25 protein-coding genes, 1 tRNA gene and 1 pseudogene are annotated in these 22,969 nt (G+C 64.6%); 17 read left to right on the top strand and 10 right to left on the bottom strand.

The window, feature by feature from the left end; translation table 11 throughout:
- Positions 1-154: 154 nt before the first annotated feature.
- Together AB0L70_RS13290 and AB0L70_RS13295 are read left to right on the top strand one after the other, a co-directional pair.
- Positions 155-230: transfer RNA gene (locus tag AB0L70_RS13290), tRNA-Thr, on the top strand.
- A 332-nt stretch (positions 231-562) separates the two neighbouring features.
- Positions 563-745: a hypothetical protein gene (locus tag AB0L70_RS13295; RefSeq protein WP_363683411.1), complete on the top strand. Its 183-nt coding sequence runs from the start codon at positions 563-565 to the stop codon at positions 743-745.
- Positions 746-782: 37 nt separating this feature from the next.
- Here the strand turns inward: AB0L70_RS13295 and AB0L70_RS13300 are convergent, their stop codons facing one another.
- Positions 783-1,280 (bottom strand): hypothetical protein, encoded by a 498-nt coding sequence (locus AB0L70_RS13300; protein WP_363683413.1) that lies wholly within the window; start codon positions 1,278-1,280, stop codon positions 783-785.
- 176 nt (positions 1,281-1,456) lie between these two features.
- Here AB0L70_RS13300 and AB0L70_RS13305 point away from each other — a divergent pair.
- The 3 genes and pseudogenes from AB0L70_RS13305 to AB0L70_RS13315 all read left to right on the top strand — a co-directional run.
- A pseudogene (locus AB0L70_RS13305) lies at positions 1,457-1,630 on the top strand (helix-turn-helix domain-containing protein); the annotation flags it as partial.
- Between the two features lie 59 nt (positions 1,631-1,689).
- Positions 1,690-1,992, top strand: a complete 303-nt coding sequence (locus AB0L70_RS13310; RefSeq protein ID WP_363683415.1) for a hypothetical protein — start codon at positions 1,690-1,692, stop codon at positions 1,990-1,992.
- 56 nt (positions 1,993-2,048) lie between these two features.
- Positions 2,049-2,651: a hypothetical protein gene (locus AB0L70_RS13315; protein WP_363683417.1), complete on the top strand. Its 603-nt coding sequence runs from the start codon at positions 2,049-2,051 to the stop codon at positions 2,649-2,651.
- 1,006 nt (positions 2,652-3,657) lie between these two features.
- On the opposite strand, the gene AB0L70_RS13320 is transcribed toward AB0L70_RS13315, so the two are convergent.
- Positions 3,658-6,093 (bottom strand): hypothetical protein, encoded by a 2,436-nt coding sequence (locus AB0L70_RS13320; protein WP_363683419.1) that lies wholly within the window; start codon positions 6,091-6,093, stop codon positions 3,658-3,660.
- A 471-nt stretch (positions 6,094-6,564) separates the two neighbouring features.
- Here AB0L70_RS13320 and AB0L70_RS13325 point away from each other — a divergent pair, with 471 nt between their 5' ends.
- Entirely contained in the window at positions 6,565-7,200 is a 636-nt protein-coding gene (locus AB0L70_RS13325; RefSeq protein WP_363683421.1) for a hypothetical protein, read from the top strand.
- Here AB0L70_RS13325 and AB0L70_RS13330 read toward each other — a convergent pair.
- Positions 7,107-7,805 (bottom strand): tyrosine-type recombinase/integrase, encoded by a 699-nt coding sequence (locus tag AB0L70_RS13330; protein ID WP_363684097.1) that lies wholly within the window; start codon positions 7,803-7,805, stop codon positions 7,107-7,109. The genes AB0L70_RS13325 and AB0L70_RS13330 overlap by 94 nt on opposite strands.
- Before the next feature lie 265 nt (positions 7,806-8,070).
- Between AB0L70_RS13330 and AB0L70_RS13335 the strand changes: the two genes are divergently transcribed.
- From AB0L70_RS13335 to AB0L70_RS13345, 3 genes are all read left to right on the top strand, one after another.
- Positions 8,071-8,700, top strand: a complete 630-nt coding sequence (locus tag AB0L70_RS13335) for a hypothetical protein (protein WP_363683423.1) — start codon at positions 8,071-8,073, stop codon at positions 8,698-8,700.
- 309 nt (positions 8,701-9,009) lie between these two features.
- Complete coding sequence (locus AB0L70_RS13340; protein ID WP_363683425.1) at positions 9,010-9,903, top strand: aminoglycoside phosphotransferase family protein; 894 nt, start codon at positions 9,010-9,012, stop codon at positions 9,901-9,903.
- Between the two features lie 43 nt (positions 9,904-9,946).
- Positions 9,947-10,954, top strand: a complete 1,008-nt coding sequence (locus tag AB0L70_RS13345) for a hypothetical protein (protein ID WP_363683427.1) — start codon at positions 9,947-9,949, stop codon at positions 10,952-10,954.
- 10 nt (positions 10,955-10,964) lie between these two features.
- On the opposite strand, the gene AB0L70_RS13350 is transcribed toward AB0L70_RS13345, so the two are convergent.
- The gene (locus AB0L70_RS13350) at positions 10,965-11,339 is read right to left on the bottom strand and encodes a hypothetical protein (RefSeq protein ID WP_363683429.1); all 375 of its coding nucleotides are present in this window, start codon (positions 11,337-11,339) and stop codon (positions 10,965-10,967) included.
- A gap of 79 nt (positions 11,340-11,418) precedes the next feature.
- The gene (locus AB0L70_RS13355; protein WP_363683431.1) at positions 11,419-12,000 is read right to left on the bottom strand and encodes a DNA-3-methyladenine glycosylase; all 582 of its coding nucleotides are present in this window, start codon (positions 11,998-12,000) and stop codon (positions 11,419-11,421) included.
- 132 nt (positions 12,001-12,132) lie between these two features.
- Between AB0L70_RS13355 and AB0L70_RS13360 the strand changes: the two genes are divergently transcribed.
- On the top strand, positions 12,133-12,711 hold the full coding sequence (locus tag AB0L70_RS13360; RefSeq protein ID WP_363683433.1) for a DUF664 domain-containing protein: 579 nt from the start codon (positions 12,133-12,135) through the stop codon (positions 12,709-12,711).
- 72 nt (positions 12,712-12,783) lie between these two features.
- Here AB0L70_RS13360 and AB0L70_RS13365 read toward each other — a convergent pair whose 3' ends face one another.
- The 3 genes from AB0L70_RS13365 to AB0L70_RS13375 form a co-directional block, all read right to left on the bottom strand.
- A complete protein-coding gene (locus tag AB0L70_RS13365) occupies positions 12,784-14,676 on the bottom strand; it encodes a heparinase II/III family protein (RefSeq protein ID WP_363683435.1) in 1,893 nt (630 codons plus the stop codon).
- A 295-nt stretch (positions 14,677-14,971) separates the two neighbouring features.
- The gene (locus tag AB0L70_RS13370; protein WP_363683437.1) at positions 14,972-15,802 is read right to left on the bottom strand and encodes a GDSL-type esterase/lipase family protein; all 831 of its coding nucleotides are present in this window, start codon (positions 15,800-15,802) and stop codon (positions 14,972-14,974) included.
- A gap of 205 nt (positions 15,803-16,007) precedes the next feature.
- Positions 16,008-16,382, bottom strand: coding sequence for a VOC family protein (locus AB0L70_RS13375; RefSeq protein ID WP_363683439.1), 375 nt, complete (start codon positions 16,380-16,382; stop codon positions 16,008-16,010).
- Positions 16,383-16,489: 107 nt separating this feature from the next.
- Here AB0L70_RS13375 and AB0L70_RS13380 point away from each other — a divergent pair, with 107 nt between their 5' ends.
- The 3 genes from AB0L70_RS13380 to AB0L70_RS13390 are packed head-to-tail and all read left to right on the top strand — an operon-like array spanning position 16,490 to position 18,315.
- Entirely contained in the window at positions 16,490-16,903 is a 414-nt protein-coding gene (locus tag AB0L70_RS13380) for a VOC family protein (protein ID WP_363683441.1), read from the top strand.
- Positions 16,791-17,768: an alpha/beta hydrolase gene (locus AB0L70_RS13385; RefSeq protein WP_363683443.1), complete on the top strand. Its 978-nt coding sequence runs from the start codon at positions 16,791-16,793 to the stop codon at positions 17,766-17,768. Before AB0L70_RS13380 ends, AB0L70_RS13385 begins: the two co-directional genes overlap by 113 nt.
- Positions 17,769-17,805: 37 nt before the next feature.
- The gene (locus AB0L70_RS13390) at positions 17,806-18,315 is read left to right on the top strand and encodes a DinB family protein (RefSeq protein WP_363683445.1); all 510 of its coding nucleotides are present in this window, start codon (positions 17,806-17,808) and stop codon (positions 18,313-18,315) included.
- Here AB0L70_RS13390 and AB0L70_RS13395 read toward each other — a convergent pair.
- Entirely contained in the window at positions 18,308-18,775 is a 468-nt protein-coding gene (locus tag AB0L70_RS13395) for a carboxymuconolactone decarboxylase family protein (RefSeq protein ID WP_363683447.1), read from the bottom strand. The two genes, AB0L70_RS13390 and AB0L70_RS13395, sit on opposite strands and share 8 nt — an antisense overlap.
- Before the next feature lie 155 nt (positions 18,776-18,930).
- On the opposite strand from AB0L70_RS13395, the gene AB0L70_RS13400 reads away from it, so the two are divergent.
- Positions 18,931-19,815, top strand: a complete 885-nt coding sequence (locus AB0L70_RS13400) for an RNA polymerase sigma-70 factor (RefSeq protein ID WP_363683449.1) — start codon at positions 18,931-18,933, stop codon at positions 19,813-19,815.
- Here AB0L70_RS13400 and AB0L70_RS13405 read toward each other — a convergent pair.
- Complete coding sequence (locus AB0L70_RS13405; RefSeq protein ID WP_363683451.1) at positions 19,799-20,764, bottom strand: 2-hydroxyacid dehydrogenase; 966 nt, start codon at positions 20,762-20,764, stop codon at positions 19,799-19,801. The two genes, AB0L70_RS13400 and AB0L70_RS13405, sit on opposite strands and share 17 nt — an antisense overlap.
- 120 nt (positions 20,765-20,884) lie before the next feature.
- Between AB0L70_RS13405 and AB0L70_RS13410 the strand changes: the two genes are divergently transcribed.
- Genes AB0L70_RS13410 through AB0L70_RS13420 form a run of 3 tightly spaced genes read left to right on the top strand, consistent with a single transcriptional unit; the run spans position 20,885 to position 22,938 of the window.
- Entirely contained in the window at positions 20,885-21,889 is a 1,005-nt protein-coding gene (locus AB0L70_RS13410) for a magnesium and cobalt transport protein CorA (protein ID WP_363683453.1), read from the top strand.
- Positions 21,890-21,934: 45 nt separating this feature from the next.
- Positions 21,935-22,534, top strand: coding sequence for a hypothetical protein (locus AB0L70_RS13415; RefSeq protein WP_363683455.1), 600 nt, complete (start codon positions 21,935-21,937; stop codon positions 22,532-22,534).
- Complete coding sequence (locus AB0L70_RS13420) at positions 22,531-22,938, top strand: VOC family protein (protein WP_363683457.1); 408 nt, start codon at positions 22,531-22,533, stop codon at positions 22,936-22,938. The genes AB0L70_RS13415 and AB0L70_RS13420 overlap by 4 nt, the downstream gene beginning before the upstream one ends.
- The last annotated feature ends 31 nt before the right edge of the window (positions 22,939-22,969 follow it).

The following is a 22,969-nucleotide window of genomic DNA, read 5'->3' on the forward strand; positions in this document are numbered from 1 at the left end:
GTCGTCGTACAAGGCAGGTCTGGTGGGCAGGAAGGCGTACCCGGCGGCGAGCTCCTTCTGCCGGCGACCCCAGGTCGCCGCCCGGCCCCCGGCCGCCGAACTATCCGATTCGGAATCCTCCCCACCCTCCGGCTACACTCTTGCCTCGGCACCCGCCGCCTTAGCTCAGTCGGCAGAGCGTCTCACTCGTAATGAGAAGGTCGTCGGTTCGATTCCGACAGGCGGCTCCACTCCGGTAGACGGAGAAACCCCAGGTCAGAGCACTGACGACCTGGGGTTCTGCATGTCCGGGCTGACTCGTGGTGCGACTCATGGTTGCGGATTTGCTAACGCCCTTGCTAACTGGGCACCAGCGCGGACGCCGGGACCCTCGTCCTCGTCAGAGTCGTCGGTGTCGTGGTCCTGGCCGTTAGCAAGCTCGGATTTGGCAGCCGCGCTACCGTCGCCCTGGACACCTTCTCCGACCTCCGCCTCTGTACGCCTGAGGAGCAGGCTGACCCGGCGATGTACATGCACCGCCTGATCGTCCCGCCGCAAGCACGCCGGCCTAGGAACCGAAATCATGGACTGGGCCTGCCACCGAGCTCACCGCCTGGGGCTGCACTGGCTCCGCATCGACGTGTGGACGGACAACATCGGCCTCCACAACTACTACCTCCACAACGGCTTCAAGCACGTCCGCACCTTCGACCTCACGGACTACCCGTCCGGTGCGCTGTTCCAGCGGTCGGCCGGGCCTGCGTAGATGTGCGTGCTTCGAGGCGTTATCTCGCCTTCGTGATCTACGCTGAATACAGCCTTCGCAGCTCCTGTGCGATCGCTTCTCGCGCTGGCAAAATGGCTGCGTCGACCCGCTTGAACCGGTCGGATATTTGCCTCGCTGTTCCCTGGCCAACCATGTCAGCAACTGCCTGAGCCATCGTCTCCAGCTCGATCCTCGGTGACTGTGCCTCTGGAAGCAGCACGGCGATTCTGCGAAGCCGCATCGCCTCCTTCCCGACAGCTGTCACAAAAGGTTCGCGGTACGACCAATGCTCATCCGTGGTGATAGCCTCCGCTCCTCCGGCGGTGCCGTGCTTGTCAGAGTTGAGCCCAATCACAACGGCAGCGTCATAGGCGTCGTCCATCGCGTCCAACGCCTCAATGAGCGCGTCGCCGACGAACTTCTCGTAGCGATCCAAACGGGCCGCCGACCGATCCCGGCGCGATCGCCACTGCGTCAGCAGCTCGTTGAGAACGATGCCGATGAGGAGGGTGATTACTGGCAGCAATGTCTTCATGTGCGCAGCCAATCAGCCGTGATGGCTCAGTGTCGCGTCGACGGTCGCTTGATCGGTCCAGGACTGTCCCCTCGGGCTGCGTCGATATCAGACCTGCCGCGCTCTGTTCGTGTGGCGCGACGCGAACCTTGGCCGGCGCGAGTGCTGCATTGCTGATCGGCTCGAAGAATCGAGATATGGGCAACGCGGGACAGGTGGGGGAGCGGACCGCCCTGCTTCGTAAGCATCGGCAGTCGACCCAGCACGGGTTAGCCTCGATGGCGAGCGTTTCCTACAGCTTGTTGACCAAGGTGGAGAGCCGTAGCCAGCCGGCCACGCCGGGGTTCCTGGCGGCCTGTGCCCGAGCGCTCGGCGTCGAAGTATCTGTGCTGCTTGGGACTCGGCGTCCGAGGCGACGCAGGACGAGCAGTTGGGCAAGATGCTCGGACGTATCCGTACCCAACTCGACCTCTACGACCTCGACCCTGACGAGACCATCACGCCACGCCCAGTGCACGTTCTCCGAGAGGCTGTTCGGGGCGCTAATATCGTCGGCCAGGCGGCGCGTTATGAGTCGATGGCTCCAGTGCTGCCAGGTCTATACGCCGAACTTCATACGGCCGCGCACACCTGGACAGGCACCGACCGTGACGATGCTTGGGGCCTGCTCGCCGAGGCATATCGCTGCGCCCACCCGGTGGGGATTGCCGCCGGCTATCCCGTCTCTCGCTGACCGCGCTCAACCGCATGGACTGGGCCGCGTCCCGCTCAGCGGATCGAGCGCCGGCCTTGAGAGCGGCTCGGGAGTACCTGCGGATCACGGCCTACCCGCGTCGCCAGGACTACGAGACGCGCTGGAACCTGAACAACTCCGGCCGCGCGCACCTCGAAGGCACCGACTCGAGGACGCCAGGTGCGCTGATCGCGTTGGGACAGCTCAACCTCGGGGCCGCCGTTCTCTCTGCGCGTGCTGGCGACGCCTCCGCCGTACGCGACTACTTGGACGAGGCCGACCGCTACGCGAGCCGAACCGGCGAGGATCTCGAAACGTTCTGGTTCGGGTTCGGCCCGACCAACGTAAATGTGCATCGCGTCATCACGATGATCGAGCTCGGCGACTACTCCCACACGATCCATCTCGGCGAATTCGTCCGATTCCTCCGCGGCTGGCTGCCGACGCGGATCGGGCATCACCACTTCGACCTGGCCCGTGCGTACCAGCGGCTTAATGTGCCGGACCAGGCGCTACGCCATCTCCAGATCGCCCGCAGAGTCGCGCCCGGCCAAGCCCGCCGGCATCCGCTTGTCCGAGGTGTTGTCATGGACCTGCCCCACGCGTCACGGCATCCGTCCGATGCGCTTACCCGCTATGCGGCGTGGATCGGTGTCTGACAGCCTCACGAGACTTTCACAAGCTGTGAAAGTTGCCCCTTACACCGATAGCCACGATTGATCACGTAGCGCACTGACGCCGCCACCGAAGCTCACCGTTTCGCCCTCGACATACGGGTGTGGATTATGAGTACGGCAACGGAGAAGCCGCTTCGCCGCGTTTGTGTCTGGCTCGGCGAGCACAAGATCATCGATCACGTCGCCGAGCCCGCGAAGGCCGCGTGGTTCGGGAACGCATAGGGCGCCGGTACGCGAGCCTGCGTGTGACGAACGAGCCCGCCGAGGCCGGCTAGTGAGCAAACCGCCGGCGGTTGTCTACGTGAACGCGAACCTGCTCATCAACCCCGCCGAGCTGTCCCGAGTCCGCGAGAGCATGGCGCGGTTCGCCGATGAGTGGGGCTATGACCTCGGACAGCTCCACGTCGAGGACCGTCGCCCGCTCCGGATGCGTTCAACGCCCTGGTCCAGCAGCTCACCACAGAAAGACATCACCACAGTCTTGGTCCCGAGCATTCACCACCTCGCCGGAGTCGGTAACCCGAGCGAGGTGAAGGACCGCCTCCAGACCCTCATGGACGGCCGAGTCTCCCCATTGGCCCCTCCTAGACGGCGGGGTTGGCGTGCCGATCCCTGCGTCCGCGCCGGCCCTGCCCACCACCCCGCGCCCTTGCCCCGGACAACCAGTCCACACCTCTCGGGGCAAGGGCGCGGTCATGTCCAAACCCCCTGACGAACGGACATGACATGCCCAAACCCACCCCACCACCACGCCAGATCTGCCCCACCTGCAAAGGCAAGTCCTTCACCATCGTCCAGAAAAGCCGCATCGAAAACGGCAAGGTCGTCACCAAGCCCGAACACGAGCCCTGCGCAGCTTGTGGTGGTACTGGCTGGACTACCCAGTGAGTTGCTCCGAAACGAATGGAAGCAGCAGGCCGAGCATCTGCTTCGGCTTGATCCGGATTCAAACGAAGACCTGCGCATGTCTTCTCGTGATTGCTCCCGATCAGTCCCCCAAGATTTTGGTGAGGCGGCGCATAGTTTGTGCCCTGTTCATGTCCGTCAGTTTCGTCAGTCCGAACGTACTGACGTCCGCATCCAACTCGGGATTCGGTCCAGGCTCGCGATTGTCGAAGAGGAGGTGGCTGAATGTGCCATCCTCGTTGAACACAATTATGGCGGCACGTAAGGCTTGAGCTTGGTGTTTTTTGGCTGCCAAGTAGCGGAGATGGTGGCGGTCGAACGATTGTTTCGTGACGTTACTGGGACGGCAGGCCCACACGAGCACGGTGAAGTTCTGACGGCGGTCGCCCAGGATGACGGTCAGGGTATGTGGCTGACGGTCGATCCTCGTGGCTTGCGCTAGCTTAGACCCGTACTCGATAAAGTCTTGCCGTGTCGTCTCGTCGCAACTCAAGAGCGAGGTAGACGTTGACAACCAGCCGGGTAGTCCGCTGTCTCGGATTTCATCAACTAATCTGAGGAGATCAGCCTGAACATTCAGCCGAGGCTTTTCTGCCGGAGTCTTCTTGCTGCCTAGCTGGTAGAAATACCAGTCATCGAGCGGGACGGTGCGACTGGTTAAGAACTGAGTCCGCTGCTTCTTGAAACGTCGCCGCTGGTCCGCAGTTGGTGGTATGTTGGGGATCTCTCTTGCGAGAATCTCGGGATCAGGTTCGACGTAAAGGCCCGCTCGCAGCATATGCAGAAAGAAATCGAGTTCGTCTGTGGCCAAGAAGGTGCGGGTTAGTTCAGGCAGTGTACGGCGACGCAAATAAAGTAGCAGTTCAGCCGGCCGCTCCACCAGTTCACCTATGATGCGAAGGTCATGGATGGAGACGGTCCACGGCAGATTTATTCCGGGCAGTAGCCCAGCTCGTACGAGTTCATCAGTCACTGTTACTATGCCCGCGAGATCATCGAGTGTAATCGTGACCGAATAGATCTCGCGGATTCCGCTCAGGTCTAACCAAGTTCTGTTGCGAAGTCTTAGACCACCATCTTTGGTGATTCGTTCTCGCATGCGTTCTGCTTGCGATGCCGCGTCGGATACGAGTTTCGTCAAATCTTGACCAAGCCTCTTCGAGTCTCCTGATCTAGCCCGTTGGGAAAGCGCACCCGACTTGGCTTCGACGATCAAGGCGACGTCATCAACGATGATAAGGCCATCACTCTCTACGAACTTCGTGAACGAGGACGGCTCGACTTCATTCGGCTTCTCTGGATGTGGAATGAAGTACTCAAACGACCCGTGGACGATGCTGTTCGGAAGCATTGATTTCAGATGGGAGAGTGCGGCGTCCTCCAGGTCTTTGGCGCGTCGACGGAGGTACCGGTCCGTTCGCCCGGCTATCTTGAGCGCCTCTTCAATACGCTCGCGAAAGGCGGGCAGGAGGAGGCTCTCGTGGACAACAAGCCGACGTCCAGAGGGGTGACGGAGTATTGGTCTCAGGCGGAGCGGGTTGTCACCGCGAAAGAATCTCTCAACCAAGTCAACGGCGGAATCGTGCTCAAGGCTGCTTGTGAACAGATCCAGGATGGACTCAATCTTGTCCGGCGGCAGGCCTGTTTCGGCCGCCACTTCGGGAATGTCGAGTATGGCTGCATTCGCCGGATTCGCCCAAACTGCTCCGAGCGCCTCGATTGCCTCAGCCTCTGTCAGTTCTGAGCGATCGCCTTCCTGCCACCGCAAGTAGATCGCGTGAACTCTCTCGAGTCCTAGAAGTCGCTCGTTCCAGCGTCGCTCGCGCACGGAATATGCGGCATCTAGTACTCGGAAAATTTCCGTGGGGGTACTGCCGGTTGCTGCGACGCAGTCAGCGATCACGTCGTCATGAGAGAATATCGCGTCAAGCGTTTGGCGCAGCATGTGAGGATAGGAGGTGTTCCGCAGTGAGGTCTCTCGGATAACGGTCTGAAAGCTGAGTCCCGAAGTGGGGTTCTCATCTTGTAGAGCTTCGAATAGACGCCATTTTGATGCAGCGTTGAGTGCCGTCATTCCACATGCTTGAACGCCGTCGACCTCTGGTTGATCCTTCATGTCATAGGCACCCGGTTGAGCCGCATTGCCAACGACGGTCCCACTTCCGGCTATAAGTGCGACCAGTTCAACAACGGCGGCGCTTCCTTCGTGATCAGTCTCGCGATATTCTTCAGGATCGGACATCAAATTTAGATAAACGATGCTTTCAAGAACATCTAAACTGTCATGGTTTCGCATCTTATCGACAATTTCACTGACACTCTGGCGTAAGTTAGCGAGCGCAAGCGCCGAGGCGGACGGCAAGTCCGTCGCCCTCTCAATGTAGCCGGCCAATTCTTGCTGACTTTCCATCATCAGCCTCAGCGGACGAGGGAGATCCGAGAAGTCGAGCCCACGGCGCCGTGCGGCTCGGTTTCTCTTCGCGCGTCGCTTCGCCCGTTTCGCAGCCTTTGAGGTCACCTAACCATCATCCTCCCTCTTCGGGATCGCATCGACGCTTCGTGGCCGGAGACCCTGAGCGAAGTCGGCCAGAATGTAGCCTCGTATGGGAGTGAGCCTCTGCCGCGCGCCCGCATCCTGCCGCGCTCGCGGCGTCGTCTGCCGGATTGACCTCTTAGTATCAAGGCGCGCCGCAAGCGGCGCGCAGCGCGGCCCGGGCTTATTATCTCCGGCCGACGCCCTACACCGCGCGTACCATATGCTCTCGCCAGTTCTTTAAACGGTCGATCGTCACCCGGTCCACTGGCTCCGTGGGGAGGCGGCGGTTTGGCCTCGTCCCCCTGGTCGCTCGATCCTACGGCCACCACGACACGCATCAAGAGCGCCAATGGCGTCCCTGCGGGATCGGCACAGCCGACTCTTGACCCGTGCCGCGGTGACCTGGTTTGGCAGCTAGCAGGGGACGGGGCAGGGTGTCGCATACTGATCGATATGAACTGGGCTCCGTTCGCGTTAGCCAGCATCCCGGCTGTTGTCTCCATTTTTGCTGCGACCACGGCGGCTCGGTCGGCGAGGAAGACCAAACAGCTAGAGCTGCTTTCGGCTCGAAAGACCAAAGAGCTTGAGCTGCAGGCCCAGCGGATCCGCGACCTTGAGAATCGTCTCGCAGAGAAGAAGTACAGCACCTATCAACCGATGACAGACACCTTCAGCAAGATGATCGATCCGAGGATGGCCAAAGCCCTGAGGACCGACGACCTTCTTGAAGAGTTCAGAAAGTTCGACGCGTGGATTGCAATTTACGGCTCAGATGACGCGTTACAAGCATGGCACAACTTCCGGCAAGGTTCGTATCACGATGCGCCTGCCCTCGTCCTGATGCGTCTTTATTCGGACTTCGTTATGGCGGCTCGGCGTGACATGGGCAATCCAGACACGTCGGTTTCGGGGTTCGAAGTGATCGGTATGCGAATCAGTGATCTGTACAGCGAGACGGCCACGGATCTGAAGACCCTGCTTGGCATCGAGTGGTCTCAGGTTGAACAGCAGACTGGGGTGGCGACCGCCATGGTTGGTTGCAGGCGTCGTACCTTCCGACCCTCACGAGGTGAACCGGGGACCAGATGAGGCATATGGCGGGATGACGAGCGACACTGCGATCCTGCTAACAATCGTGCTAACAGCAGGATGGACGGGTGTGGATCTAGAAGGACGATGCGCCCAATGGCTGCGCTCCCGGCTTTGAAGGATGAACTGCTGTAGACGCCAGCCGCGTGAGTCGTATGAGAAGGTCGTCGGTTCGATTCCGACAGGCGGCTCCACCAAACCCACAGGTCAGAGGGAAGTTTCCTCGGCTGGGGGTTCCGTCGTTCCACCCTCAAGCGCCCTCCGTGCCCCCGTGGTGTCCCCGATCTTCCGGGCAGCATCCCAGAGGTCTGATCGATCAGGTGCCCGTAGAGGTCCATCGTCATGGCCGCCGAGGCGTGCCCCGAGATCCTCTGAACGACCTTCGGGTCAGCTCCCGATCCGAGCCATACCGATGCGGCAGTGTGACGCAGGTCGTGGACTCGCAGGGTTGCTACTCCGATTGCTTTGATCACGGCCGACCAGCGGACAGACCGCTTCCAGTTGCCTTCGCTGAGCGGTCCACCTTGGGGAGCGTGGAACAGCCGGGCCACGCTCACCTTCCCGCCCGCCCACCGGTCAACCATCGGGACCAGCTCGTCGACCAGGGGTCCGAATCGGCCGGCCTACTGGGTGGGTGGTCGGGGTTCGTCTTCCCGCCTGCCGCTCAGCCCAGTCAGGACCTATCAGAAGCCACCAGAGGGGCGAAGATCGTTCGTCCAGTAGGGCGCTTCATCTTGACGCCTCTGGCGTCTCCTGATCGCGCTACGCGTGGGCTGAACGGCAGACGGGAAGACGCGCAGGGCAGTCGTTGCTGTGGAAGGGCCGAGCGCAGAGCCAGAATGGGGGCCGGTCTCTCGGAGGAGCATGCGCATGGGCAAGTTGGTGGCTGGTGACGATCCAGATCGCGATTTTGACGAGCTGACGGAGCGAGCGGAGGCCCATCCCGGACGTACCGCCGCGCAGCGATGGGCGATGTGGCGGACCGTGGTCGATATCTACGACGCTAACGAAAGGGAGCTCCTGAAGACGTTAGCACCTGCTGATCTATCGGCGGAAAAGGCGATGGATCTCATCCGCAGCGTCGGGCCTCAGCGAAGGGATCGGCCGGACTATTTCATTGAGGTCTATCGACTGCTTCACAACTACCTGGCATCGGTGAAGACACTCGTGGATCACTCCCGGGTTCTCATGCAGGGATATCCAGAGTCGTCCCCCATCAGAACCGAGTACGAGGCCCGCGCAGCGGCAGTCGGCCAGATCTCCAGTGTCAAATTCATCCAAGAACTACGCAACGTGGTTCTCCATGCTGAGCTGCCTGAACTCATCAGTACCGTCCGTTGGGACGCTGGAGATGACAAGGCGCATCATATCCTCGCTCTCGATCGCGAGGCGTTGTTGGCCAAGGGCGGATGGGCAAAGCAGGCGCGGCTCTTCATCGAGGACCAGCGCCGACCTTCCCGATCCGGAAGGCGATCGACGACTACCGGGCAGAGGTCATGACTCTCTCTGCTTGGCTGCACGCGCAGTTTCGGACGCTTCACGGGGCCGAGGTCGAGGCCTACGAAGGGCAGCTCGACGAGTTCCTTGAGAAGCATGCCCACGACATCGACCATGCCCCCGAGGTGCCCCCGAAGGGCCCTCAACAACCGTCAACGACCCCCGGCCGCTGAGCACGATCGCTGCTCGAGGTCGGGGGTCGTCGGTTCGATTCCGACAGGCGGCTCCACCAAACCCCAGGTCAGAGGTCACTCTGAGGCTGGGGGTTCTGTGATTTCGGGCCCGGATCTGTTAGCTCGAGGGGTGGCGGTGATGAATCCTGACGAGGTCGGGATCAGCGAGGGGCTGGTTCGTGGGCTGATTGGGAGTCAGTTTCCGGAGTGGGCGCAGTTGCCTCTGGTGGAGGTCAGGTCGGCTGGGACTGACAACGCGATGTTCCGGCTGGGGGACGCGATGGCTGTGCGTCTGCCGCGCCTGGACAGGGCTGCCGAGATGGTGGCCAGGGAGCTACGGTGCCTGCCGCTACTCGCTCCGCAGTTGCCGTTGGCCATACCGGTGCCGCTCGCCGCGGGAACGCCCGAAGGGGAGTTCCCCTATCCCTGGTCGGTGTATCGGTGGTTGGCCGGCGAAGATCTGGCCACCCGGACGGATCTTGACCTCGGCGACGTGGGCGGCCGGCTCGGCGAGTTCATCGCCGTACTCCGGCGCATTGAGACCGCGGGCGGGCTGGACTCACCGCGGGCTAGCCCGGTCGACGCCCGTGACGACGACGTCGTACGTGCCACCATCCGGCAGTTGAGCGAAGAAGGTTCTCTCGATGGAGATGCGGCGATCGCGGTCTGGGAGTCGGCCCTGGCTGCTCCCAGCTGGAACCGCCCGCCGGTGTGGATCCACGGCGACCTCTTTCCTTCCAACCTGCTCGCCGAGCTCGGTCGATTGACGGCCGTCATCGACTTCGGACTGGTAGGCCTTGGCGATCCAGCGACCGACATGCTTCCGGCTTGGACCTTGTTGACCGCCCGGAGCCGTGAGCTGTTCCGCGCTGCAGCGGACGTTGATGACGCGACCTGGACCCGAGGCCGCGGCTGGGCGCTCAACGCAGGGTTGGGGGCGGTACGCGTCTATCGCAAGACCAACCCAGTACTCGCGGCAGCCGGACAGCACGCCCTCGACCAACTGGTGGCCGACCACCACGACCCAAGCTGACCAGTGGGTGGCTTGGGGGAGTTGTGTCGCTCATGCTGGGCGGGTGGAGTACAACTACCCGTCGCCCGAGCATCGGCTCTACGACGCTGCCTCGCGGTGGTCCGTCGAACCGCACTCGGGCGGGCCTAAGCAGCTGATCGACGCCGCTGTTCAGTGTTTGGTGGACGGATTGGATTCGACCCACCTCCGCATGCTCGCGGGTGCATCGCCGTCCGACCGTCGGGACGAGATCGAGGATCTGCTGGAAGCGACGCTGGACGAACTCAACATCCCCCGCCCCGGCGAACTGTCGCCGTGGAAACAGCTGGTCGCCGACGGCCGAGTTCTGTCCCGCCAGCCCACCGACACCATCCGGTTCGATGTCCGCGCGGCGCACGAGTCGGTGGGTGGTCACGAACTCCTTGTGTACGTCAACGATGTCGAGATGACCCGACTCGGCGCGGGAATGGGCATGAATCCCTTCGAGATCCTGATCCCCGTCAACCGGCTGATCGCGACGCCGGACCCCAAGCAGGTGCCGATCGCGCGGTGTGAATGCGGCACGTACTGCTGTAGCTCCACCGATGTGACGATCGTGCGTGACGGAGTTGCAGTTCACTGGGACTGGCTCTATGAAGTCCCGATCGGTGGCGGGGTCAGCTTCAACGCCGAGGAGTACGACGCTGAAGTTGCCCGCATCGCCGCCGACCACGGGTGGGAGCGCCCCGAGGACACCACGGCTCGACTCGTGCTGGAGCAGATCGACCGCACGCATCTGGACAGGTACGGCCTCGGCGTGAGTTGGGCGGCGAAGGATCACGCGGACCCAGAGCTCTTCAAGGTCGCGCTGTTCACCGGAAACGACGACTACCACTCGGCCGATGCCGGCTACCAAGTGTTCCTTCGCTTCCCGCGCGACCGCCGCAGCCCCGAACGAGTCGCTGCCGAGGTGGTCAAGGAGCTTCAGCGCCCGCCCGGTGAATGGCACGCCACCTGGCACGCGATCAAGGCTGGCGTGGACCAGCCGCCACCAATGGCCAGCCGCCGCTGGCACCACGAACGCATCGGCTGAATCGACCAGGTCAGCGGCGGCGCGGCACGTTCTGCCAGATCACTTGGCGCGGCTCGGGTAGCGGCAGCGGTTCGTCGTACGAGTAGACCTCCAGCGAGGACAGCAGTCCGTCTCTGACGAACAGCAAGAGGCCGCCGATGTCTACACCGTCCGCACCCAGCACCCGGCCCTCAACTTCGGCGGGGCTACTCGAGGTTGAGCGGGGAGCGTCCCGATCTTGTGGCGTGAGGTTGATGGTCCCGCAGCCGCAGTCGCACCCCTTGCCGGCGAGGACGTTTCGAGCCTGCTCGCGTAGAGGCTCCACGCCGGCGAAGTCGTGCGCGAGCAGATCATCGAGAAGAGCCCGCTCGACTCGCGACAGACACCGCTGATCGGTCGACCCCATGCAGCAAACCTACTGCGCAGCATCCGAGAGATGTCTCAGGATTACGTGCCGTTCTCTAGGCAGTGAGGTCAGGCCTTGGTCATAGGTGGTGTCTCAGGGGCGTGTTGTGGCCGGGGTGGTGGGGGTTTAGGCCGACTCGGGGGGTGGTGCGGATTGAGGTTGGGGGGACTGGGATGGACCAGTCCTCTAGGAAGAGGTCGTCGGCGGTGAGGTTTGCGCCGTACAGGGTTTTGGTGATCTGGAAGGACTTGCAGAGTTTGCCGGGGGAGTCGGCCAGGCGGTTGGTGGGGCGGGGCTTGTCCCATTGGGCGGCCATGAGGTCGATGCCTTCGATCGGGGTCACGCCGCGGATGAAGACGACGTCGGGTACGTCGGCCCCGTTCACGACGGCGGCGAACTGGTGCCACATCCCGTAGATCAGATACACGTACGCAACCCCACCGGCCTCCCACATGACCGTGGTTCGTGGCGTCTTCTTGTTGCCGTGGTGGACCTCGTCGCTGAACGCCGGGTACGCCTCAACATCCCGGATAATGCCCGCCACCCGTCCAGACGTCGTACGACGAACCAGCACCTTCCCGAGGAAATCCGTCGCACACTCGGAGGCTGGTCGTAGGTAGAAGTCCCGACCCACTTTCCGGGCGGCGGAAGGACGAGTCACCAACTCCATGTCTCGCCCGCCAACGTGAAGGTCCACTCCCGACGTACGCCGGCATACCCCTGCATTCGGTGAGCTTAGGGGGTTGGGAGTTCCGGAAGGGGAGTGTCCGGAATGGGGGTTAGCGTGCGGGGTATGGATGAGTATTGGTGGGAACCGCCGTTGGCCGGGAACGAGGTTGAGCATCTCGTCGGGGCGTTGGATCGGTTGCGTACGACGTTCCGCTACAAGGTCGACGAGCTCGACGCGGCCGGGATGCAGGTGCGGATCGGGGCCTCGACGATCACGATCGGTGGGCTGATGAAGCACCTCGCGGCGAACGAGGACTACATGTTCCTCGTGAAGTTCCGCGGAGAGCCGATGGATCCGACCTGGGACGACAACGGGTGGCGGGACGACAACGACTGGGAGTTCGACTCCGCGGCCGAGAACACGCCGGAGGAGCTCTACGCGCTGTGGGACGGTGCGGTTGAACGCTCGCGCGCACGGCTGAGTGCGGCCCTGGCTGATGGTGGGCTGGATCAGCCGGCGCACATCTCCTGGCCGGACGGCCGGCATCCGAACCTTCGCCGGCTCGTGTGCGATCTCATCGAGGAGTACGGGCGTCATACCGGCCACGCTGACCTCCTCCGCGAAGCCGTCGACGGCCGCGTCGGGGAAGACCCACCCGCCGGCTGGCACCCCGTCGGCCCCCGCGCAACCCAAACCACCTGAGGCCGCACAACCACCTGAGCAGCAGCACCGACGGCCCGGCGTCAACCACTCGCCGGGCCGTCGTTACTTAGCTCACTTGATGCGCTGCAGCGTCCCGTCCTGGCTGACCGCGATCGTGGTGACGACCCCGTCGACCTTCAGGTTGACCAGCATGCGCGACCCCTGCTGCGTCGTCGTGTAACTGACGGCCGCGTTGGTACGGGTAGGCACGATCACCGACAGGATCGACGCACTCCGCCCGGACCGGCTGAACGTCACAACCGGCGCCGGCACCTTCTTGTCGATCGTCTTGTAGTGCCACCCCTGCACCGGCGAGGTCTCCCCACTGGCGACCTTGATCGGTGTGGTCGCCTGCTGGAACGGGATCTGCAACAGCGTCGTCTTCACCCGATCACCCGGCCGGGCAGCCACCGCGGACGAGCCCACAACCCGGACCTGCTGATCCGACGGCAAGTGCCACAGCGTCTGGTACTCCTGATCCGAAGCAGCCTGACCGCGATCCAGCACCACGATCAGATCCGGGTCCTTCAGCACCAGCACATCCCGCGTCCGGTCGATCCCGGCACCCAGCGAGTCGTGCAGTTCGTAGAACTCCGACGTCGGCAGGATCTTCGAGCGCACCAGCTTGGTGTCCGGGTGATCCGTTGCCGTCGACAACACCGTCATCTCGTTGTGGGAGAACTGGCTCTTCGCCCAGCTCCGCCACTCGTCCATCTTGTAGCCGGCGTGCCCGCCGTCGACCAGGATGTCCCGGCCGTGCGACGTGTACGTGACCGACGTGTGGTCCTCGTGCCCGTGCAGCTTCCGCGACGGCCCGAACCTGATCGAGTACGTCGACTCCTGCGTGAACGCCCGCGTCTCACCCCACCCGGTCCGCCCGAAGATGTACCCGGCGTCGAAGATCCCGATCCGCTGGGTCGGCCGAATCCCCTGCTTCCCAAGCGTTCCGGCGTACTCCAGCACTGTCCCGGTCACCGGTGCGGTCTTGACCACCTCGGAGTCACCGATCTGGTGCAGGTTGCCGAGCGAGTTGGTCGCCAACGCGAGCCACTTCGCCAGTTCCCGTCGCCGGGCCTTGATCGTCGTACCCGGGTCGACACCGCACTTCTGCAGTACGTCGATCGCCCGGCCCCAGAGCGAGTAGTTGAACTGCGCGTACGCCGTCGACTGCTCGTTCGTCGAACCCTGCGTGTCGATCGACGTCTTGATCGCACTGGTCAGCCGATCGGACGCGACCTTCTTCAGGTCGGCCCGGCCGAGCGTGCATCCGACCCCGAACAGCGCGAGGCTCTCGTCGGTCCCGTGGTTCCAGTCGCCGCTGTAGTTCTTCTGCAGGAACCACGCGTGGTCCACCAGCGCCTTGTCCAGCCAGGCGTACTCCAACGGCAGCCTGGCCGCGTGCAGTGCGGACAAGGTTGCCTGCCGCAAACAGATCAGCACGTTGGTGCGGTGCATCGTCGACTCGTACGCGCCGACGTCCGCCTTCCACGGGTACGGGTTGTCGGTCACCCAGTCGTGCGCGATCGTGCTGACCCGCTTCAGTGCCACCTTGTCGCCCTTGCCAGCGGCAACGATGCCCTGACCCAGCCAGCGCAGCGAATGCAGCCACATGTACCAGCTGGGGTTCTTGTCCGGGTTGACCCGCCAGTTGACGTTCCCCTTGCCGTCGCCAACCTTGTACGGCGGAGTCGTCCCCCAGGCGAACGTGTCCTTGTACAGGTTCGGCAACGGGTTGGTCCGGTCGATCCCGCTGTACGCCGGGCACGCGTAGGAGTCGCGTCGTGGCTGGGTCGCGGGTGCGGTCGGCGGTTCGGGGATATGTGCAACGGTCGGGTCCGGCGCGGCCTCCGGCTCGGTGCCACCCCACGGGACCACCAGTGCTGCCGCCAGTGCGGCCACGCTCACCGACACCGCGATGGCGAGCCGCAACGTCGTGCGGGCCGTCCGTGGTTGTCTCGCGGGCATGGTGTTCCCCCTCACCGCATGCCATGGCATGCCTGTAGTTGCCTTGACCTGGATTCGGGCATGGCGGTGCCTGGGAATGTGGGTCAGGTTGATTGCGCGGCTCTGCGCTTCGGGGCGGTGCTACTTCTAGATGTCTGGCCGCCCGCTAAACGTTGCGTCCGGCATCTAAAGTGATGCCGATCACTCCGGTAACAGGTTGCCCACCATCGGTCCCCCCGAGGTCAGATTCTTTCCTCTGCCTCTATAGATGCCCTGGCCCGGAAGAAGGTTGCATAGATCTTGGAGATTGCAGTCTTCATCGACTGCTTTGGTCTCCGTCGGCGTCTTCGATGGCCTGGGCGATCAGTTCGTTGCGGGCGTCCGCGCCGATCGGCTCGGTGGTGTGGACGCCGTCGCGCAGGTACTTGGCCAGGCCGTCCGGCTGGGCGGCCAGGTACTCGGCCCAGTGGATGATCCGCAGGTTGGGGTGGCGCATCGCGGCCTCCTCCAGCTGCTGGTTGATCCACGCGCTGTTGGCGCGGTCGGAGGCCTGGGCGTCGGCGTCCTGCCGGAAGCGGCTGACCTCGACATTCACCCAGTACACCGTGCGGTTCGGTCCGGCGATCTGCATCGCACGCTCTACCTGGGCGCCGAAGGCCGGCGGATTGAAGATGTCGTTGGTGCCGACCGCCATCAGGATCCGCCCGGGTAGACCGTAGTCGCGGGACCAGCCCTCGAGTGCGTCGACCGCCGCGGAGGTCGGCTGACCGGACCAGTTGTGTACGGCGATCGTGTCCCCGGTACGGGCCGCCAGCAGCCGCTCCAGCCCCGACTCGTCCTGTACGGCGATGCTGTCGCCGAACATGAAGATCCCGTTGAACGTCAGCGCGTCGCGGATGTCGTCCTCGGGCGAGATCCGCCGGAGCAGCTTCTGCCAGGGGCCGAGCGTGCCGGAGCCGTACTGGCCGGGTGGCGCGTAGTCGAGGCTGCTGGAGATCCCCGTGCCGCCGGTGGCAGGGGCGGCGGCGGTGGTGGAGCTCGGCTCGAGCACGACCAGCAGCCCGCCGACGAACGCGAACACCGCCAATGTGACGACGATCGCAGTCACCGGCCCGACCAGGAAGTCGCGAACCTTGCGCTTCAGCACCCCATCCCCCCTTCCACCGGCCGCCCCTCACCCTCTCAACGTCGTGACCCGCGTCAAACGTTGCAAACCCCTCGGGACAAAGATGCCCGGCAACTCCAAAAGGTTGTCATCTCCTTACATGTCCCAACAGCCCCGAAGAGTTCCCCGAATGCCAGAAGCACCCTCAGCCCGGGGGAACTGAGGGTGCTTCGGCGCTGCCTGAGAGTCAGGCGGTGCGTTCGGACTCGCTGCGCTCTACGCAGAACTCGTTGGATTCGGGGTCGAGCATGGTGACCCAGCCGCGGCCGTCGGGCTGGCGGTGGTCTTCGTGGATGGTGGCGCCGAAGGTGAGGAGGCGCTCGACCTCCTCGTCGCGGGTGCGTTCGGTCGGGACCCAGTCGATGTGGACGCGGTTCTTGCCCGACTTCTGCTCCGGGACGGAGATGAACAGCAGGCCGGGGACCGGCGCCGGCGCGTTCACGAGCACCTCGTCGTCGCCGGGCTCGTCCCCGTCACCGAGCGGCCAGCCGGTGACCCGGCTCCAGAACTGGGCCAGTTCGTAGGGATTTCCGGCATCGATGGTGACGTGTCGCAGGATCATGCCCAGACCTTAAACCGCAGGGGGTCGCGGACTGTCGGAACCCGGCGCTACTGTGCGGGCAAGAGTGCCGGACCATCAGGTTCGGACGGTTGGGGGAAGGAAGTTCGATGGCGTCACGGCTCAATCCGTACATCCAGTTCGACGGCGACGCGCGGGCGGCGATGGAGTTCTACCAGGGGGTCTTCGGGGGTGACCTGTCGACGAACACCTTCAAGGAGTTCGGCGCGGGCCACGGCCCGGACGACGACGACAAGCTCATGCACAGCCAGCTCGAGACGCCCAGCGGCTTCACGCTGATGGCGTCCGACACGCCGCAGGGCATGCCGTACAACCCGGGCGAGAACATCGCGATCAGCCTCAGCGGTGACGACGAGCTGCGCGGTTACTACGAGAAGTTGTCCGCCGACGGTGGCAAGGTCTCGGTGCCGCTGGAGAAGCAGGTCTGGGGCGACGAGTTCGGCATGGTGCAGGACAAGTTCGGCATCAACTGGATGGTCAACGTCTCTGCCGCCGAAAGCTGACGGACACCGGCTGCAGTGGTGGGACGGTGGCACCCCGGATGGTGCCGCCGTCCTGTTCCTGCCCGGCTGCCCCGACACCAGACACGCCGCGTACGCCGGTGACGCGGCCGCTCGGCATGCCGGCGTACGACTGATCGCCGTCAACCGTCCTGGGTACGGCGACTCCGACACGTACGCCTCGACCCACCGATCGGTGGCCGACGATGTCGTCGCGCTGGCGGATCGGCTCGGCGTCGACCGGTTCGCCGTACTCGGCATGTCGATCGGCGGACCGTACGCGCTTGCGACTGCGGTCCGTCACCCCGACCGAGTGACCGCAGTCGGCGTGGCCGCGGCCCCGGCGAGCGTGCCCGAGCTAACTCCGCCGTACCACCGGGACGACCTCGATCCACCCCAGCAGGAGTTCTTCGCCCGCCTCGCCCAACTCACGCCGGAAGAGGCTGTCGAGCTCATGCGCCCGGACTTCGAGGCGTACGTCGCCCAGCTGGACCCGCGCGATCCGGACGACAACGCGCTCGCCGAGCGATTCCTCCGGGAGCTGGATCCGCGCGACGCCGAGATCATCAAGCGGGGATCGCCTGCCGCGATCGCCGCCGCGGTCCGGGAGGCGCTCGTCAACCCCGACGGCTACCTTCGCGACGCCGCGATCTCGTTCCGGACCTGGGAGTTCCGGCCGGAGCGGATCACGTGCTCGGTCCACCTCTGGTACGGCGACCTGGACGCGAACGCCTCGACCCGCAACGGCCGCTGGCTCGCCGAGCGCATCCCACAGGCGAGGTTCGTGATCCGCGAGCAGACCACGCATCTCGCCGTACTGCAGAACCACTGGGACGACATCCTCACCACCCTGACCGCGGGAAATTGAGTACGCCGGACCAACGGCGGCCGCTAGCGTGCATCGCATGGCACTCAACGACCTGCTGTACGACCCCATCCGGCACAACAACTGGGCGACGAAGAGCCTGATCCGGTTCTGCCGGGATCAGAACCTCACGCCCGAGCAGCTCGAGATCACCGGCGTCGGCACGTACGGCGGGATCGTGGCGACCCTCGATCACATCATCCGGTGCGACGGGAGTTACGTACGCCGGATCGCCGACGCCGAGCTCGCCTTCGTCGACAGCGAGGACACCACCCCGGACTTCGACACCCTCGAGCGCTGGAACGACGAGGCCGGCGTGATCTGGGAGGACTTCCTCGCGAAGCCGATCGACGTCGAGCGGGTGATGATCGTCGACGACAACACCCGCGGCACCCGGGTCGGCATCTTCATCGCGCAGGCGATCAACCACGCCAATCATCACCGCGAGCAGGTCTGCGCCATCCTCACCGGCCTCGGCATCGAGCCGCCCGACATCCAGGCCTGGGAGTACGCCTGGGAAACCGAGCGAATCTGGGACCTGCCTAGCTGAACGCGCCCGGCTCGTACCCACCACCCAAGGTATTCGTCATGACGGACATTCGGTTGCTGGCGTTGATCATCGCGATCAGGCAGACCAGCGCGACCAGTTGGTCCTCGTCGTAATGCTTGCGCGCCAGTTCCCAGGTCTCGTCGGAGACTCCCGCGTCGGTCAATCGAGTGCCTTCCTCGGTCAGCGCGAGGGCCGCCCGCTCCGCCTCGGTGAACACGGTCGAGTGCCGCCAGCCTGCGACCAGGTTGATCCGGACCGCGGTTTCACCGGCCGCCGCGGCGTCCTTGGTGTGAATGTCGATGCAGAAGCCGCAGCCGTTGAGCTGACTGGACCGCAGCATCACCAGGTCCTGGATGGATGCGGGCAGTGTCGACTGCTGGATCGCCAGGCTGACGTTGTAGACACGCTTGCCGATCTTCGCGCCGAGCTCGTTGCTCATCAGGTCGATACGGGGTTCCATCAGTTGTCCTTACTCGTGGAGTGGACCGAACGACCACGAGATGCCGGCCACCCCGCCGGTGTGACCGTGATGCACGCCACTCCGGCGCCGATGTCACAAAATCGCGGGCTGTGTCGTCTGGTGGGGGACAGTCGACCGTGCGAAGGAGTCAGCCCATGACCGGCACCGATCAGGCCACCGAGGCGTTCGTTGCCCACCGCAACCTGCTGTTCACGGTCGCGTACGAGCTGCTCGGCTCGGCCGCCGACGCCGAGGACGTGCTGCAGGAGACCTGGCTGAAGTGGGTCGGCGTCGATCTAGAGTCCGTCCGCGATCACCGTGCGTACCTGGTCCGGATCGCCAGCCGTCAGGCGCTCAGCCGGCTGCGCACGCTCGGTCGCCGCAAGGAGTCGTACGTTGGTCCCTGGCTGCCCGAACCGCTCCTCACCGCGCCGGACGTGGCCGAGGACGTCGAACTCGCCGACAGCGTCTCGATGGCGATGATGCTCGTCCTCGAGACCCTCAAACCGACCGAACGCGCGGTCTTCGTGCTGCGTGAGGTCTTCGGCCTCGAGTACGACGAGATCGCGGAAGCCGTGGACAAGAAGCCGGGCGCGGTCCGGCAGATCGCCCACCGGGCCCGCGAGCACGTCGCCGCGCGCCGCCCCCGCGGGGTCGTCTCCGCCGGCGAGACCCGGGACGCGATCGAAGCGTTCCAGCGCGCGATCACCACCGGCGACCTACAGAACCTGGTCGACGTGCTCGCACCGGACGTGGTGTTCCTCGCCGACGGTGGTGGCGTGGTGCAGGCGGTCCTCGAACCGATCGTCGGTGCGGACCGGGTGGCGACCTTCCTGAGCCGCGGCCGCGGCCGGTTCGTGGACACCCCGGTGCACCTGGTCCAGATCAACGGTCAGCCGGCCCTCCGGATCGGCTTCGAGGGCGGGGGCGACACGGTGATGGCACTCCGGGTCGAGGGCGGGCTGATCAAGGGCATGTACGTCGTACGCAATCCCGAGAAGCTGTCCCGCCTCGACGAGGAGATCACGCTGAGCCGATGAGCCCCTCCGACTCCGGGACCGGGGTCAGCGCGGTGCCGTTGCTCAGCCAGCTGCGCAGATTGTCGACAACCAGACCGGCCATCGCGTTGCGGGTCGGGATGGTGGCCGAGCCGACATGTGGGAGGAGTACGGCGTTCGGGAGCGTCAGCAGGTCCGGGTGGACGTCGGGCTCGCGTTCGAAGACGTCCAGTCCGGCCGACAGGATCGTGTTGGTGCGAAGCGCATCCACGAGAGCCTGTTCGTCGACGACCGTACCGCGGGCGACGTTGATCACGATGCCGTCCGGGCCAAGGGCCTTCAGAACCTCGGCGTCGACGAGGTGACGGGTGCTGTCGCCGCCAGGGATCACGATCATCAGGATGTCGACGTCGCGGGCCATCTCCACCAGGGTCGGGTAGTAGCGGTACGCGACGTCCTTCTCGCTGCGGTTGTGGTAGGCAACGGAGATGCCGAACGGCGCGACCCGGTCCGCGATCGCCTGCCCGATCCGGCCGAGGCCCAGGATGCCCATCCGGCGGCCGTGCATCGTTGCCCGGGTCAACGGGTAGGCGCCGTCCTTCCACTTGCCGTCGCGCAGGTGCCGCTCGGCCTGCGGTAGCTCACGCACCGTCATCAGCAGCAGGCCGAGGGCCGTGTCGGCCACCTCGGCATCCAGCACGCCGGGAGTGTTCGTCACCACGACACCACGCTCGGCCGCGGCCGTCGCGTCGATCCGGTCATAGCCGACGCCGAAGCTGGCCACGAGCTTCACCGCGGGCAGCTTGTCCAGGAACTCCCCGTCGATCAGCGTCCCGCCGGTCGCGACCGCGACGATGTCGTCGCGACGGGCCGCGAGGACGGCGTCCGGGTCGCTCTCCTCCCAGAGCCGGATCAGCTCACAGTGAGCCTCCAGCCCCTCGGCGACCGCCGGGTGCATCCGTCCGGGCATCAGTACCACTGGTTGTCCCACGGTTTCTCCTCACCGGCACCTCGCCGAGGCGCCGACCCGTCACCGATGTTCACCGCCGCTTTCCCGCCCAACCCTATTTCCTATCGCCTTCTGCGACGACGATCGGGGGAGGAGGTCACCATGATCATCGACTGCGCTTACTACCGGGACGGACGCCGCCAGCACGTCGAGGCGATGTCGGTCGAGGATGCTGCGATGCACTGCCGGCAGGGCGGGTTCGTCTGGCTGGGGATGTTCGACCCGACCGCCGAGGAGCTCGATCAGGCCAGAAAGAGTTTCGGCCTGCACGAGCTGGCCGTCGAGGACGCCCAGACGTTCCACCTCCGGCCCAAGGTCGAGCCGTACGCCGGTGACGTCGAGCTGGTCATCCTGCGCACCGCCCGGTACGACGACGAGCGCAAGGAGGTCGACTTCGGCGAGGTGAGCGTGTTCGTCGGCCCGGCGTTCGTGATCACGGTTCGCCAAGGCGTGGCCAGTGATCTGCACGGCGCCCGGATCCGGCTCGAGCAGCGGCCCGAGCTGCTGGAGTGCGGCACGAGCTCGGTCCTCTGGGCGATCCTCGACCAGGTGGTCGACAGTTACGGCCCGGTCGTCGCCGAACTCGAACGCGATATCGAGCGGGTCGAGCAGACCGTGTTCGCCGGCTCCGTCGCGCCGACCGAGCAGATCTACTTCCTCCGCCGAGAGGTGACCGACTTCTACCGGGCCGTCCACCCGCTGATGGCCGTACTCGCGACGATCGAGCGCGGTGCCCGGGACACCCCGCTGTTGCCGTACTTCCGGGATGTGCACGACCACCTGGTGCTGGTGAACGAGGAGGTCGCGGCGCAACGCGACCTCCTCGCGACCGTGCTGGAGGCGAACATGGCGGTGATCGGGGTCGAGCAGACCAAGGTCAGTGTCCGGCAGAACGCGACGATCGAGCAGCTGACCATCCTGGCGACCGTGTTCCTGCCGCTGACCTTCGTGACCGGGTTCTTCGGTCAGAACTTCGGCTGGCTGGTCGACCACATCGGTGCCGAGTGGGACTTCCTCGCGCTCGGCATCGGCGGTCTGGTGATCCCGTGCGTGGCGCTGTTCATCTGGTTCCGCCGCCAGCGGGCAGCCCGTCGGCAAGCTACCTGACGCATCAGATTCACCCGCCGTTCCGCCGGTGACACGAGGGTCGGGGTGCAGGATTCCATTCCGTCCGGGACAGCTCATCGCGTCCCGGCCCAGGCGACGCCGTTGACGTCGTTCATCCACATGGACAGCGGTGTGGTGGTCGGCAGCAAGCTGTACGCCGTGCACTCGAACTACCCGGACTTTCCGATGGAGAGCTCGATCGAGGTGTTCGACGCCAGGACGATGCGGCATATCGACTCGTACTCGTTCGGCATCTACCGCGGTTCGCTCACCTGGCTGGACTGGCACGACGGTGCCTGGTGGGCCGGGTTCGCGAACTACGACGAGATCTCGGACGAGACCGGTGAGCCGTACGGGCAGACCGACAACACCCAGATCGTGAAGCTGAACGACAAGTTCCAGCCGCTGGCGTCGTACACGATCCCGAAGACGATCCTGGACCGGTTCAAGTCGATGTCGAACTCGGGTGGTTCGTGGGGACCGGATGGCCGGCTCTGGCTGACCGGGCACGACCTCGGTGAGGCGTATGTGATGGAACTGCCGACAGCAGATGCCGAGCTGCGCTGGATCGCGACCGTCGACCTCCCGGACGTTCCGGGTAGCGGTCAGGTCCTGTCCGCTACCTGGCCGATGCTGATCTCATGACTACCTTCCACATGTACTTCGGTTACCGCGACGCGGTCGGCGCACTGCGCTGGTTGGAGAAGGCCTTCGGGTTCGAAACCACGATGGAGGTCCCCGACGGCAAGGGCGGGATCATGCACGCCGAGATGCGGTCCGACGGTGTCGCCTTCACGCTCTTCACCGACGAAGCGGGCTACGACCGGCCCTTGCGTAAGGGCGACACCGTGGGCCATGGCGCGTACATCGCCGTCGACTCCCAAGCCGAGGTGGACGCCGTCTGGGATACGGCGACCGCCGCCGGCGCCGAGCCGATCTGGGAACCCGGTACGACGGAGTGGGGCAACTACCGCTGCCGCGTCACCGATCCCGAAGGCTACGAATGGACCTTCGGCACCCACCGCCCGGGCCTCCCGGCCGCTTGGTAGGTGCCGCCGGCCTAGCGCCAGCCGCCACCGC

It is taken from the genome of Kribbella sp. NPDC051952, from assembly GCF_040680855.1.
Taxonomy (GTDB): Bacteria; Actinomycetota; Actinomycetes; order Propionibacteriales; family Kribbellaceae; genus Kribbella.